The sequence below is a fragment of the Pseudomonas sp. SWRI92 genome, assembly GCF_014268685.1.
Taxonomy (GTDB): Bacteria; Pseudomonadota; Gammaproteobacteria; order Pseudomonadales; family Pseudomonadaceae; genus Aquipseudomonas; species Aquipseudomonas marvdashtae.
Window position 1 is genome coordinate 509,961 of sequence record NZ_JABWQY010000001.1, and the last position, 12,909, is coordinate 522,869.

General features: G+C 61.5%; 12 protein-coding genes. 6 read left to right on the forward strand and 6 right to left on the reverse strand.

Annotation, left to right across the window (positions count from 1 at the left end):
- The first annotated feature begins 328 nt into the window (after positions 1–328).
- The gene (mqo, locus tag HU762_RS02005) at positions 329–1,969 is read left to right on the forward strand and encodes a malate dehydrogenase (quinone) (protein WP_186632186.1); all 1,641 of its coding nucleotides are present in this window, start codon (positions 329–331) and stop codon (positions 1,967–1,969) included.
- 91 nt (positions 1,970–2,060) lie between these two features.
- Positions 2,061–2,951 (forward strand): YghX family hydrolase, encoded by an 891-nt coding sequence (yghX, locus tag HU762_RS02010; RefSeq protein WP_186632189.1) that lies wholly within the window; start codon positions 2,061–2,063, stop codon positions 2,949–2,951.
- Positions 2,952–2,996: 45 nt separating this feature from the next.
- On the opposite strand, the gene HU762_RS02015 is transcribed toward yghX, so the two are convergent.
- Complete coding sequence (locus tag HU762_RS02015; protein ID WP_186632191.1) at positions 2,997–3,467, reverse strand: Rrf2 family transcriptional regulator; 471 nt, start codon at positions 3,465–3,467, stop codon at positions 2,997–2,999.
- Positions 3,468–3,605: 138 nt separating this feature from the next.
- Here HU762_RS02015 and HU762_RS02020 point away from each other — a divergent pair, with 138 nt between their 5' ends.
- The gene (locus HU762_RS02020) at positions 3,606–4,505 is read left to right on the forward strand and encodes an NAD(P)/FAD-dependent oxidoreductase (protein ID WP_186632194.1); all 900 of its coding nucleotides are present in this window, start codon (positions 3,606–3,608) and stop codon (positions 4,503–4,505) included.
- Positions 4,506–4,508: 3 nt separating this feature from the next.
- On the opposite strand, the gene HU762_RS02025 is transcribed toward HU762_RS02020, so the two are convergent.
- Genes HU762_RS02025 through HU762_RS02035 form a run of 3 tightly spaced genes read right to left on the reverse strand, consistent with a single transcriptional unit; the run spans position 4,509 to position 7,540 of the window.
- Positions 4,509–5,816 carry a citrate:proton symporter gene (locus HU762_RS02025; protein WP_186632197.1) on the reverse strand — a complete coding sequence of 436 codons (1,308 nt, stop codon included), beginning with the start codon at positions 5,814–5,816 and terminating at the stop codon, positions 4,509–4,511.
- Between the two features lie 51 nt (positions 5,817–5,867).
- On the reverse strand, positions 5,868–6,191 hold the full coding sequence (locus tag HU762_RS02030; protein ID WP_186632200.1) for a hypothetical protein: 324 nt from the start codon (positions 6,189–6,191) through the stop codon (positions 5,868–5,870).
- Positions 6,191–7,540 (reverse strand): acyclic terpene utilization AtuA family protein, encoded by a 1,350-nt coding sequence (locus HU762_RS02035; protein ID WP_186632202.1) that lies wholly within the window; start codon positions 7,538–7,540, stop codon positions 6,191–6,193. Before HU762_RS02035 ends, HU762_RS02030 begins: the two co-directional genes overlap by 1 nt.
- Before the next feature lie 101 nt (positions 7,541–7,641).
- Here HU762_RS02035 and HU762_RS02040 point away from each other — a divergent pair, with 101 nt between their 5' ends.
- Complete coding sequence (locus HU762_RS02040) at positions 7,642–8,520, forward strand: LysR family transcriptional regulator (protein ID WP_186632205.1); 879 nt, start codon at positions 7,642–7,644, stop codon at positions 8,518–8,520.
- 11 nt (positions 8,521–8,531) lie between these two features.
- Here HU762_RS02040 and HU762_RS02045 read toward each other — a convergent pair whose 3' ends face one another.
- Together HU762_RS02045 and HU762_RS02050 are read right to left on the reverse strand one after the other, a co-directional pair.
- Complete coding sequence (locus HU762_RS02045) at positions 8,532–9,383, reverse strand: CAP domain-containing protein (protein WP_186632208.1); 852 nt, start codon at positions 9,381–9,383, stop codon at positions 8,532–8,534.
- 195 nt (positions 9,384–9,578) lie between these two features.
- The gene (locus HU762_RS02050; protein ID WP_186632210.1) at positions 9,579–10,352 is read right to left on the reverse strand and encodes an L-iditol 2-dehydrogenase; all 774 of its coding nucleotides are present in this window, start codon (positions 10,350–10,352) and stop codon (positions 9,579–9,581) included.
- Between the two features lie 314 nt (positions 10,353–10,666).
- On the opposite strand from HU762_RS02050, the gene HU762_RS02055 reads away from it, so the two are divergent.
- Both HU762_RS02055 and HU762_RS02060 read left to right on the forward strand, forming a co-directional pair.
- Positions 10,667–11,608 (forward strand): AraC family transcriptional regulator, encoded by a 942-nt coding sequence (locus HU762_RS02055; RefSeq protein ID WP_186632213.1) that lies wholly within the window; start codon positions 10,667–10,669, stop codon positions 11,606–11,608.
- A gap of 74 nt (positions 11,609–11,682) precedes the next feature.
- Positions 11,683–12,909, forward strand: a complete 1,227-nt coding sequence (locus tag HU762_RS02060; protein ID WP_186632216.1) for an RtcB family protein — start codon at positions 11,683–11,685, stop codon at positions 12,907–12,909.

Sequence of the window (12,909 nt, forward strand, 5' to 3'; positions counted from 1 at the left end):
CGTCATTTGGTCGGCGTTTTTACCTCGAATGCAAAAATGCGCTTCGGTCTGCTTATTTCCTTCTGTAAACTCCCCCCGCTGCGACAATCGGGCACGGTCACGCCGGGCCCGATCCAGACCGTTTTGCAGTGTCCCTCACCCAGCTGAAGCCAAGACCTACAAGAAGACAGCGCCGGAGAGACATAAATGTGAGGCCGATATTGCTCGGCCCTGTAGGTCCATCCTCCAGTTCATTCGATACCCGCCCGCTGGCTGTGCCGGCATGGACGAGGTCATCCCTCGAACAGGACTGGAGGGCGGAATGGCGTTTTATCCTAGGGATACACACATGTTGAAGAAAACACACACGGCGCTGCTGGGCCTGGCGATGGCGATGGGTCTTGCGACCACGCACGCCGCCGAGCCGAAAAAAGTGGATGTCTTGCTCATTGGTGGCGGCATCATGAGTTCGACCCTCGGCGTTTGGCTCAATGAGCTGGAGCCGGGCTGGACCATGGAAATGGTCGAGCGCCTGGACGGTGTTGCCGAAGAGAGCTCCAATGGCTGGAACAACGCCGGTACCGGTCACTCCGCCCTGGCGGAGCTGAACTACACGCCGGAAAAAGACGGCAAGGTCGATATCTCCAAGGCCATCGAAATCAACGAAGCCTTCCAGATTTCCCGCCAGTTCTGGTCCTGGCAAGTCAAGAACGGCGTGTTGAAGAATCCGCGTTCGTTCATCAACTCCACGCCGCACATGAGTTTTCTGTGGGGCGACGAGAACATCGCGTTCCTGAAGAAGCGTTACGAAGCCCTCCAGGCCAGCCCGTTGTTCGCCGGCATGCAGTACTCCGAAGATCCTGCGCAGATCAGCAAGTGGGTTCCGCTGATGATGCAGGGCCGCGACCCGAGCCAGAAAGTCGCGGCCACCTGGAGCCCGCTGGGTACTGACGTGAACTTCGGCGAAATCACCCGCCAGTTCGCCACTTACCTGCAAACCAAGCCGAACTTCTCGCTCAAGCTGTCCAGCGAAGTGGAAGACATCACTCGCAATGAAGACGGCACCTGGCGTGTTTCGTACAAGAACCTGAAGGACGGTACCGAAACCGAGACCGACGCCAAGTTCGTGTTCATCGGCGCCGGTGGCGGTGCCCTGCACCTGCTGCAGATGTCGGACATTCCAGAAGCCCGTGAATACGCCGGTTTCCCGGTGGGTGGTTCGTTCCTCGTGACCGAGAACCCGACCATCGCCCAGGTGCACCTGGCGAAGGCATACGGCAAGGCTTCGGTTGGCGCGCCACCGATGTCGGTTCCGCACCTGGATACCCGCGTGCTTGATGGCAAGCGTGTGATCCTGTTTGGCCCATTTGCCACCTTCTCCACCAAGTTCCTGAAGAACGGCTCGTACTTTGACCTGCTGACCAGCACCACCACCCACAACGTGTGGCCGATGACCAAGGTCGGTATCGAACAGTACCCGCTGGTGGAATACCTGGCAGGCCAGTTGATGCTGTCGGACGAAGACCGCTTCAACGCGCTGAAGGAATACTTCCCAGAGGCCAAGCAGGAAGACTGGCGCCTGTGGCAGGCCGGCCAGCGCGTGCAGATCATCAAGCGTGACGAAGAGAAGGGCGGCGTGCTGAAACTCGGCACCGAAGTCGTCGCTTCCGAAGATGGCAGCATCGCCGGCCTGCTGGGTGCCTCGCCAGGCGCGTCGACCGCCGCACCGATCATGCTGACCGTGCTTGAGAAAGTCTTCAAGGACAAGGTGGCTACCCCGGCCTGGCAGGAAAAACTGCGCCAGATCGTGCCGAGCTACGGCACCAAGCTCAACGAGAGCCCAGAGCGTGTCGCCCAGGAATGGGCCTACACCAGCGAAGTCCTGCAACTGGACCCGCCACCGGCTGTCGGCAAGGTAAACGCCGCTGCAGTACCGGCCAAACCGGCTGCTGCCCGTGAAGCCAATCCAGCGGCTGACATGGCGCTGTAAACCGGACGCCGTCTGGTAAAAAGAAACGCCGCTCCTGGAGCGGCGTTTTTTTTCGGCTATGATTTTTCGATCCCAGCCGAGGACCCAACCCATGACACGTCTCACCGCCAGGGACTTTGCTCCCGAACTGCTTGAGCTCTACGACTTCTACGCCCATGGCCAGATTTCCCGGCGGGTCTTCCTCGAACGGGCCAGCCAATTCGCGGTGGGCGGGCTCACGGCCGGCGCGCTGTTGGCATCGTTGAGCCCCGATTATGCCCAGGCGATGCAGGTGAACTTCACCGACCCGGATATCCTGGCGCAGTACATCACCTATCCCTCGCCAAACGGCCACGGCCAGGTGCGTGGTTACCTGGTGCGGCCAGCCAAGGCCAGCGGAGCTGCGCCCGGCGTGGTGGTGGCTCATGAAAACCGGGGGTTGAACCCATATATCGAAGACGTCGCCCGGCGCGTCGCCAAGGCCGGGTTCGTCGCGCTGGCGCCCGATGGCCTGACATCGGTGGGCGGTTATCCGGGCAATGACGACAAGGGGCGCGAGTTGCAACAGCAAGTCGACCCGGAAAAACTGATGAACGATTTTTTCGCCGCCATCGAGTTTCTCGGCAAGCATGAGGCCGTGGGCGGGAGAAAAGTCGGCATCACCGGTTTCTGCTACGGCGGTGGGGTGGCCAACGCGGCTGCGGTGGCGTACCCCGAACTGGGCGCGGCAGTGCCATTCTACGGACGCCAACCCAAACCCGAGGACGTGCCACGGATCAACGCGCCGCTATTGATCCACTACGCTGAACTCGACACGCGGATCAACGAAGGCTGGCCAGCCTATGAAGCGGCGCTCAAGGCCGGGAAGAAGGACTATCAGGCCTACATTTATCCAAGCGTCAATCATGGCTTTCACAACGACTCGACACCGCGTTATGACGAAGCGGCAGCCGATCTGGCGTGGTCGCGAACAATGGACTGGTTCAAGCGCTATCTCGCCTGAACGCCCGCAAACACGGCCCGCGCCATGGCGGGCTGTGTACTCGCTTCAATGATGGCTGTGTTCTGTCCCTGTGCCCGCCTCACCGGCGAAGAACTGCTGATAACGCTGATCAAAATCCTCCGCCAACTCTGCCAACGTAATGCTGCCCAGGCGCTTTAGCAGCAACGCCTGCGCCTCTTCGAACGCGTCCGTCAGCGCCGCGTTCACGGCCTGTTCCACCAGGCATTGCGGGTGATCGGTGGACAGGCCAAGGGCAAAGATCGAGGTGCTGCCCAGCGCTTGGTGGATGTCGAGCAAGGTCATTTGCGCCAAGGGCTTGGCCAGGCTCCAACCGCCGCGATGGCCTTTTTCCGACGTGACGTAACCCTGTTCCTTGAGCAAGGCCATGGTCCGACGCACCACCACAGGATTGGTGCCGAGCATTTGAGCGAGGGTATCGGAGGTGGCGGATTGCTGATGCCGGTCCATATGGATCAGCACATGCAGCATGCGGGAAAGACGCGTGTCGTTTCTCATGAAAATATCCGAAGGTAAAACCGAGCGGAGTATCGCCTGTAATCGCAAAAGTTACGAGACTATTGACAGCGGTTTTTCAAGAAACATACGATGTGTCGAGACTTGCCCACGCCCTCGTAAACATCTTGGAGAACGCTCATGGAATACGACGTCATTATTGCAGGCGGCAGCTACGCTGGAATGTCCGCGGGTCTTCAGTTGGCCCGTGCCCGCCGCAAAGTGCTTGTCATCGACGCGGGCAAGCGTCGTAATCGGTTTGCCGCGACATCCCACGGGTTTCTCGGACAGGACGGCCGCGCGCCCGATGACATTGCCGATGACGCCCGAACGCAGCTCCTGGCGTACCCGACGGTGAAATGGGTTTCAGACACCGCAACCCACGCCGCCAGGCACGAGGAGGGCTTCATCGTCGAAACCACCCACGGGCAACGCTACAGCGCCCGTCGTCTGTTGCTCGCCACCGGGGTAATTGACGAACTGCCAGCGGTGCAGGGACTGGCGGAACGTTGGGGGCAAAGTGTCTTTCATTGCCCGTACTGCCATGGCTACGAGCTGGACCAGGGGCCGATTGGCTCCCTGGCGACCTCGCCGATGTCGCTCCACCATGCGTTGATGCTGCCAGACTGGGGGCCGACGACTTTCTTCACCAACGGCGTGTTCGAGCCGGATCCTGAGCAGATGGCGAGCCTTGAGCAGCGCGGTGTTACCGTGGTGGCGGAGCATGTCGAGCGCATCGAAGGCGAACAGGCCAACGTTGTGTTGGCCAGCGGTGGTGTGATCGCCATCGCCGGTCTGTTTGTCCTGCCGCGCACCCGGGTTGCCAGCTCGCTCGCGCAAACGTTGGGCTGTACGTTTGAGGACGGCCCACTCGGGGCTTTCATCCAGTGCGACCCGATGACGCGTGAAACCAGCCTTTCGGGGGTGTTTGCCTGTGGCGATGCGGCGATGCCGTTCGGCTCGGTCGCGCTGGCCGTGGGCGATGGGGTGAGGGCGGGTTCGGGGGTGCATCGGTCGCTGATTTTCCAAACCCACCCTTGAGACTCATACCTGTACAGCCCCGGTCAGCACGGCGAAGGCGAGCATCACCAGACTGACCCCCCAGGCCCAGAAAAAGGTATAGGCCATGTGCTTGCGCAGCTCGACACCGCTGAGGGCCAACGCCAGGTAGACGCTGGGCACCACCGGGCTGATGGAGAATCCGGTGTTTTCACCGATCAGCATGGCCCGGGCCACTGCTTCGAGGGGAACACCGGCTGCGGCGGCCACATCCTTGATGACCGGCAGCAGGGCGAAATAGTAGGCGTCGGGCGAAAAGATCATGCCCAGGGGAACGCCGAAGAAGCCGACGATCACGTGCAGGTACTGGGCAGAACCGGCGGGCAGGATATTGATCAACGACAAGGCCATGCCATCGGACATCTTCGCGCCGGAGAGCACGCCCAACAGCACGGCGGCGGCCATCATCACCAAGACCATTTGCAGTGCATCGGCGGCGTGAGCCTTGAGGCGTTCAGCCTGGGCGTCCAGGGACGGGAAATTCAACGGCAGGGCGATGCCCAGTCCCACCATGAAGCAGGCATACAAGGGAAAGATGCCGGTGAACAGGCACAGCAGGATCCCACCGGTCAGGGCCACGTTCAGCCAGTAGCGCAGCTCTCGAGGTGAAAGGCTGAACTCGCGGTCCTGGGGTTGCAGGCCGTCCATATCGCACGTCGCGGCGGCCCCCAATGACATCGGCTGGCGACGCTGGGCCCGCAAGCCCAATACCGTTGCGACCCCGAGCATGCACGCCAGGCCCACCATCTGCACCGGTAGCAGCCCCAGCCACAGCTCGGTGGCATCGAGCCCCGACACGGCGGCGGCGCGGGCGGTCGTTCCACCCCACGGCACCATATTGATCACCCCGGCGGTGGTGCCCACCAGGCACAACAGCATCAACGGGCTCATGTTCAGGCGTTTATACAAGGGCAGCAAGGCTGGGATCGTCAGCAGGAACGTCGCTGCGCCGACGCCGTCGAGGTGAACCACCGAGGTCACCAATACCGTCACCAGCGCCACGGCCAACGGCTTGCCGCCCGTGCTGCGGATCAGCAGGTTGACCAGCGGATCGAACAGCCCCCGGTCGCGCATGATGCCGAAAAACAGGATGGCGAACAGGAACAGCGCGGCCGTCGGGGCCACCGTGATCAGGCCGGCCTTGATGAATTCGCCGATCTGCCCGAGATTGAAGCCGGCCAACAGGCAAGCGACCACGGGCAGGATGGTGAACGCCACCACCGGGCTGATCCGGCGCAGCAATATCAATCCGATGATGGCGAGCATCATCAGGAAACCCAAGGTTGTAATCATGTAGGGGCCTCTTTTTTTATTGTTGTCGATGGTACGGGGGCGAAGCGTCGGTCAGTCTTGCGGTCCGGGCAGGTTCAAGGCCAACAGCAGGTAACTCAGGCTCTTGCCGTGGCGATCGAGACCGCAACTGCGGTTCACGCCGCCCTCCAGGGCGTCTTCAAGCACGAAATTCAAGGCATTGAGGTTCGGTAGTTCATAGCGGTGCACCTTGGAAGGCCGACGCGTCGCGAATTGCTCGGCCACTCGCGCGCAAGTCAGTTCCTGCACTAGCCAGGCGTAATGGGCCGCGTCGTGGGGGAAAACCGCGATGCTGAGGATGTTGCCTTTATCGCCGGCACGGGCGTGGGCGAAGTCGGCGAGGGTGACCCTGTTCATCAATACCACTCCAAGGTTGTGTGGATTTCATCGCGCGGCAACAGGAAACTGCGGGTCGTGACGGCCTCGACGAGATGTCGTCGGACACCGCCGCCGCCGGCCGGCCCGTTGGTGTAAAGGGACTCCACCTCGGCCAGCAGGGTTTCGAGCAATGGTCGGTCGGTGTGGGTCAGGCCGATGCGCACGCGCACGTCTTCCAGCGCTGGCGCCTGGGCCAGTTGTTTTTGCAGATAGCGGCCACCCTGGTCGTTGAACAGACTGGCTATCCCCGACAGGTCGATCCAGGGGTGCACGCCTGGCGCCAAGCGGTCGAAACGGTCCAGCAGGATCTCTCGCGCCAGCGCGGCACGTGCCACGGCACCAGGGCCTGCATAGGAAATTTCTGCTTCGCCAAACCACAGGCCGCGCTCACCGGCCAGGCCCTTGAGCGTGTCGGGACGGGGATGGCCGAGCAGCCCGCTGACTTCGACACGGTCCTCACCCAAGTCATGGACACGAGCCTGGCCCAGGTCCAGCACTACGTCGGGCGTCAGATAGCGTCGTGGGTCGTGCACTTCGTACAGCAGCTGTTCCTTGACGGTCTGCTCACTGACCCTTCCGCCGCAATGACGGGTTTTGCCTATGATCAGGCGGCCATTCTCATGGACCTCGGCAATCGGACAACCCAGGTTGGCCAGATCCGGAATCTCTTTCATGCCAGGGTGGGCAAAATAGCCGCCAGTGACCTGGGTGCAGCATTCCAGCAAGTGGCCCGCGGCGGTGGCGACAGCCATTTTCTGCCAATCGTCGGCGGCCCAGCCCAACCCATGGCGGATCGCCCCCACCGCCAACGACGGATCGGCGACACGGCCACACAACACGATGCCAGCGCCAGCGGCGAGTGCCCGGGCGATACCCTCGGCGCCGGTGTAGACGTTCACCGAAACGGGCTGCTCCTTGGCGCTCGGCGACAGCCACCGTTCGTAACGCGAAGGCGTTTCTTCCAGCAGGTCGTCGCCCAACACGCAGGCGATTTTCAGCGAAGGGAAGCGACCCGCCAGCTCATGACGCAGCCGTTGCGCGGCGGCCCTGGGATTGGCTGCGCCGCCATTGGTGATGATCGGGATGCCGGCCTCGATGCACAGCGCCAGCATGGGTTCGAGAAAATCGAACAAGCGGGAGGAATAGCCGGCCTGCGGGTCGAGGCGCTTGCGCAACTGCGCCTCGGCCAGGGTCCGTTCAGCCAGCAGCTCAAGCATGATGTAGCGCTGGCCGCTGCGTTGTGCCAGGTCTTGGGCCAGGCGCAGCGCGGCGTCGGGTCGATCATTGGCGAAACCGGCGCCACACCCGACGAGTATTGTTTTTGTCATGTCCGTTTTCCACTGAAGGGTGGTCCCATAGTGGAGAGGTTGGATTATTCTGTGAATTTTAAAGATAGAATCAATTGATTCATTAATTTTATGAGCGGCCCATGAACGTATCTTTTCGCCAGCTGCGGGCTTTCATCCTGATCGCCGAAACGTCCAGTTTCACCCGTACGGCGGAACAACTGCACCTGTCCCAGCCGGCGCTGAGCTACAGCATTCGCAAACTGGAAGAGAGCATGGGCTTGCAGTTGCTTGCCCGTAACACCCGCAGCGTGGAGCTGACGCCCGCCGGCGAGCACTTTCTGCCCCAGGCCCGGCGCATGCTCCGGGACATGGACGATGCCGTGCGCGACGCTCGCGACACCTTGAGCCTGAGCCGTGGCACGCTACGGCTGGCGGCCCTGCCTACGGCCGCAGCGTCGTTCCTGCCGGCCGCCATGGCCACTTTCCAGCGCGACAACCCGGGTGTGACGGTGACCTTGCTGGACGGCCGAGCCGGGGAAATCATGGGCTGGGTGCAGCGCGGCGAGGTGGAGGCCGGCATCAGTTCGTTGCCTGACGATCTGTCCGGGCTGAGCTTCGCCCGGCTACTGGATGACAACCTGGTATTGCTCAGTCACAAGACGAACCAGCCTGACGGCGAGGAAGACTGGAAACGCCAGCCCTACATCGCGCTTACGCCGGACACCAGCATTCGCCCCTTGGCTGACGCGGCGTTGCGCTATTTGAACGTTGACCCCGTCCCGGCCTGGGAGGTCGCGCACATGAGCACGGCCACGGCCCTGGTGCGCGAAGGGTTGGGGTTTTCGCTGTTACCGGCCAGTTGCACGGCGGTGTTCAACATCGGTGAGCAGTGTGCGGTCACGGCCATCGACCAACCGGCAAAACGCTCGATTGGCCTGCTGCAACGCAAGCCAGTGGCCCAATCTCCGTCGTTGAGCCAGTTCATGCGACATGTGCGGCAGGTTTTGCGACAGGAGTAGGCCAACCACCGTTATTGAGTCCCGAACATCGCCGTCCAATAGATCCCCGCATCACTTTTCGGGTCCATCGCATACCCAGCCCCCAATTCGCGAAATTGCGGATTCATCAGGTTGGCGCAGTGCCCGGGACTGGCCAGCCAGCCGTCCACCACCTTCAACGCTGTGTCCTGCCCAGCGGCAATGTTTTCACCGATGGCCAGGCCCAGATAGCCCGCCAGCTCGGCGCGGTCGCCAGGCATGCGCCCATCACGGTCGCGGTGATCGAAGAAGTTGTTATTGGCCATGGCGCGGGTGTGATTCACGGCGGCCAGGGCCAGCGTAGCGTTCCAGGCCAGCGGCGTCGTGGCGGCGAAGGCTTCGGTGCCGCAACGGCGTGGTTGCGCGCGAGCGCTGTTGATGAGTTTGAGCAACTTCTGGCCTTCGGTCTGCCAGTCTCCAAGACGCGCCGACAACAACGGACGAGCCAGCACGATGCGCCATTCACGGTCCAGCCGGCTCACGCCGATGTCGATGAATTGCGGGTCGAGAACGACCTGGCAGAAGCTTTCCTGCACAGCCTTCATCGCGGCCTGCGCATCGCGGGGCCCGGACAGGCTGATGGCTTGGACATTGACCATTGGATAGGCCGCCCGGGCCAGCGCTTGTTGCAAATCGCCAATGCCATTGGCCGAGAGGATCAACCGTGAATCCATCGCCAGCGGCGGCAGCTCCAGGGACGCCTGGCCGGCGCAGCTCTGGGACTGGCTGCGGTAGAGGTTGATGGACTCGACCAGTTTCGTCTCTTCGGTGGCTACCGCACTGACGGAAAACGCCAGCCCCAGCGACAGTATGGCAAGACGCATGGCGGAAAAAATGGCACGCATGTAAATCTCCCTTGAGCGGACGGCGCCTATGATGCGCAATTTTTGCCCCGCTGGGGCAACGGTATTCACGCTCTCTTGATATCCCTTGGAACTGTACCGTTTGGTACCGTTCGGGACAGTCCTCAAGTAGTGGGATCAATTTTCACGCGAATAGGTCCATTTTCATCGTCTCAAGGGCTTAAAAGCCGTGGCGTGTCAGCCCATCCAGTTGCCGCCGTCGACGTTGTAGGTCTGTGCCACGATGTATTCGCTTTCCGCCGATGCCAGGAAAACAGCCATGCCGACGAGGTCCTGCGCGGTACCCATGCGCCCGTAAGGCACCTGCTGTCCGACCTGGCGTTTCTTTTCCCCCAGGGGAAGGTTTTCCTGGCGCGCGAACAGCGCGTCGACGCCGTCCCAATGTTCACCGTCCACCACGCCGGGGGCGATGGCGTTGACGTTGATCCGGTGCTTGATCAAGTCCAGCCCGGCGGACTGGGTCAGGCTGATCACCGCGGCCTTGGACGCGCAATACACCGCCACCAGGGCCTCGCCACGCCGGCCGGCCTGGCTCGCCATGTTGATGATCTTGCCGCCGTGACCCTGGCGGATCATCTGCCGGGCCGCGGCCTGCAGCGTGAACAGGGTGCCGGCGACATTGATGGAGAACAGCCGCTCGTAGCTCTGGCGGCTGATCTCCACGATGGGCGCCAGGTCGAACAGCGCCGCATTATTGACCAGGATATCCAGCTTGCCCGCCCGGGCCACGACGGCGTCGATGGCCTGGTCGATCGAGCACTGGTCAGTGACGTCCATCTTCACCGCGTAAGCATTGGCGCCCAGTTCGATGGCGGTGCGTTGGGCCCGTTCCAGGTCGATGTCGGCAATGGCGACGGTAGCGCCTTCGTCGATATAGGCCTGGGCAAACGTCCGGCCGATGCCACGGGCGGCACCGGTTATCAATGCGCTTTTACCTTGCAGTCGTTTCATGGGGTGGTCTTGTCCTGAAGAATAAAAAGTGAATGTCGATGAGCCCTTGTGGCGAGGGAGCAAACTCCCTCGCCACGGGTATTGGCTAAGCCGTCATTGCTTGGGCAGTTGGACGGATCCGCGGGCCGTCGATGACAAGGCGATTACACCCGTGCGACTGGATGTCCGACAAACGCGCAGAGGATCGCTGCGTGATACTTTTTTAATCGTCGAACATAGCGGTCAAAAAAGTATCAGTGGGCCGTTAGTGCGAAGCTGGCGGACCGCTGGGCAGCCGGCGTAATGTGCGGTCCAAATGATAAAAGAGGCACGACATGCCTGATCACCTAACGCTCCTTTACGACCAGCGACCGGCCGAGCTTGAAGTCATCCTGCCGGAACCTGAGCACAGCTTTCGCTGGTACGAACACGACTACCCTTATCCGATGGCGCGCTGGAATCATCATCCTGAATATGAAATACACCTGATCCGCCAGGGCAGCGGCAGGCTACTGGCCGGCGACTATATCGGCCCATTCGGGCCTGGCCATGTGGCGATGATCGGCCCGGACCTGCCCCACGACTGGATGGGTGACCTGGCGCCGGACGAATATCTGGCCGGACGCGATGTGGTGCTGCAATTCGACGGTGCGACGCTGATGACCCTGCGCCAGACGCTGCCGGAACTGGGGGACTTGCAGCGACTGTTCGAACAGGCCCGACGCGGCCTGGCCTTTAGCGGCGACACCGCGCGGCACGCCGCGCACCTGCTCGAAGCAATCGGGCCAGCCCGGGGGGTGGCGCGACTGGCGCTGTTTTTCGAGCTGCTCGATACCCTTGGCCGCGCTGGCGAGAGGGAGGTCTTGTGCCTGGCCAGCCCTTGTTACGCGCCAACCCTTGATGCCCGCAGCTCGGAGCGCATCCAGAAAGCCTTCGAATACCTGCAAGCCGAACTCACCGGTGACGTGCGCTTGTCCGTGATCGCCCGGCAACTGGGCATGAGCGAGCCGGGATTCTCGCGCTTCTTCAAACGCATCACCGGCCATGGGTTTATCGACCTGATGCGTAAACTCCGGGTGCAGCGCGCCTGCCGGCTGCTGTCACAGAGTGAGATGGCGGTGACCGATATCTGTTTTGAAGTGGGCTACAACAACCTGTCCAACTTCAATCGGCATTTCCGTATCGAAATGAACCAGACGCCCAGTGACTATCGTCGGGGGGTGGCTGCAAACTCGCCACATCCTGTCACGCAATCAGGTTCGACGGACCGCCCGTGAATCTGCGTTCATGGCCGGTGTCGAAACGTTAAGCCGGCAAGACGCCGGCTCCCCAATAGAACAGAACGCCAGTCATGCACGAGAAAACCTACGATCTGCTGGAAGTTGCCAACGGCAAGCCCATCAAGCTCTGGACCCAAGGCGTACCGGTGGAACCCGATGCCCGCCAGCAGTTGATGAACACCGCGAAAATGCCGTTTATCTTCAAGCATCTGGCAGTGATGCCCGATGTGCACCTGGGCAAGGGCTCGACCATCGGCAGTGTGATTCCGACCGTCGGGGCGATCATTCCTGCGGCGGTGGGGGTGGATATTGGTTGCGGCATGATTGCCGCCCGTACTTCATTGGACGCCGCTGACTTGCCGGATCATCTCCATGCATTGCGCAGCGCCATCGAAAAGGCCGTGCCCCATGGACGCACCCTCAGCCACGGCGGACGCGACAAGGGCGCCTGGAACAGCGTTCCACAGGAGGCTGACCAGGCTTGGGCGGCACTGGCAGCAAGGTTCAAGACGATCACCGACAAATACCCGAAGCTGGTCCGGACCAATAATCGTCAGCACCTGGGCACCCTGGGCAGCGGCAATCATTTCATCGAAGTCTGCCTGGATGAAGCGAACCGGGTCTGGTTCATGTTGCACAGCGGTTCGCGGGGAGTGGGCAACGCCATTGGCAACCTGTTCATCCAACTGGCCCAGGCCGACATGCGCCAGCACATCGCCAATCTGCCGGACCGTGACCTGGCTTACTTCGAGGAGGGCAGTCGGCATTTCGATGACTATGTCGAAGCCGTGGGCTGGGCCCAGGATTTCGCCCGGCAGAACCGGGCATTGATGATGGACGCAGTGATACGCGCCACGCGCCAGGTCATCAGTAAACCGTTTGAAGTGGCGCTGGAAGCGGTGAACTGTCATCACAACTATGTGCAGAAAGAGCGACACTTCGGGCACGATGTGCTGGTGACGCGCAAAGGAGCGGTGTCCGCCAGGAAAGGCGAGTTGGGCATAATCCCCGGATCGATGGGGGCCAGGAGCTTCATCGTGCGTGGCTTGGGCAATGAGCAATCGTTTTGCTCGTGCAGCCACGGTGCCGGTCGGGTCATGAGCCGGACCGAGGCGAAGAAGCGCTTCACTGTCGAGGATCAAGTCCGCGCCACCGCCCATGTGGAATGCCGCAAGGACGCCGCCGTCATCGATGAAATTCCTATGGCATACAAAGATATAGACAATGTAATGCATGCACAACGTGAACTCGTGGAAGTGCTGCATACCTTGCGTCAGGTGGTGTGCGTCAAGGGTTAA

Bases quoted from the DNA above. Each gene is read 5' to 3' on its own strand.
- mqo (WP_186632186.1), top strand. From the start codon at position 329: ATGTTGAAGAAAACACACACGGCGCTGCTGGGCCTGGCGATGGCGATG.
- yghX (WP_186632189.1), top strand. From the start codon at position 2,061: ATGACACGTCTCACCGCCAGGGACTTTGCTCCCGAACTGCTTGAGCTC.
- HU762_RS02015 (WP_186632191.1), bottom strand. From the start codon at position 3,467: ATGAGAAACGACACGCGTCTTTCCCGCATGCTGCATGTGCTGATCCAT.
- HU762_RS02020 (WP_186632194.1), top strand. From the start codon at position 3,606: ATGGAATACGACGTCATTATTGCAGGCGGCAGCTACGCTGGAATGTCC.
- HU762_RS02025 (WP_186632197.1), bottom strand. From the start codon at position 5,816: ATGATTACAACCTTGGGTTTCCTGATGATGCTCGCCATCATCGGATTG.
- HU762_RS02030 (WP_186632200.1), bottom strand. From the start codon at position 6,191: ATGAACAGGGTCACCCTCGCCGACTTCGCCCACGCCCGTGCCGGCGAT.
- HU762_RS02035 (WP_186632202.1), bottom strand. From the start codon at position 7,540: ATGACAAAAACAATACTCGTCGGGTGTGGCGCCGGTTTCGCCAATGAT.
- HU762_RS02040 (WP_186632205.1), top strand. From the start codon at position 7,642: ATGAACGTATCTTTTCGCCAGCTGCGGGCTTTCATCCTGATCGCCGAA.
- HU762_RS02045 (WP_186632208.1), bottom strand. From the start codon at position 9,383: ATGCGTGCCATTTTTTCCGCCATGCGTCTTGCCATACTGTCGCTGGGG.
- HU762_RS02050 (WP_186632210.1), bottom strand. From the start codon at position 10,352: ATGAAACGACTGCAAGGTAAAAGCGCATTGATAACCGGTGCCGCCCGT.
- HU762_RS02055 (WP_186632213.1), top strand. From the start codon at position 10,667: ATGCCTGATCACCTAACGCTCCTTTACGACCAGCGACCGGCCGAGCTT.
- HU762_RS02060 (WP_186632216.1), top strand. From the start codon at position 11,683: ATGCACGAGAAAACCTACGATCTGCTGGAAGTTGCCAACGGCAAGCCC.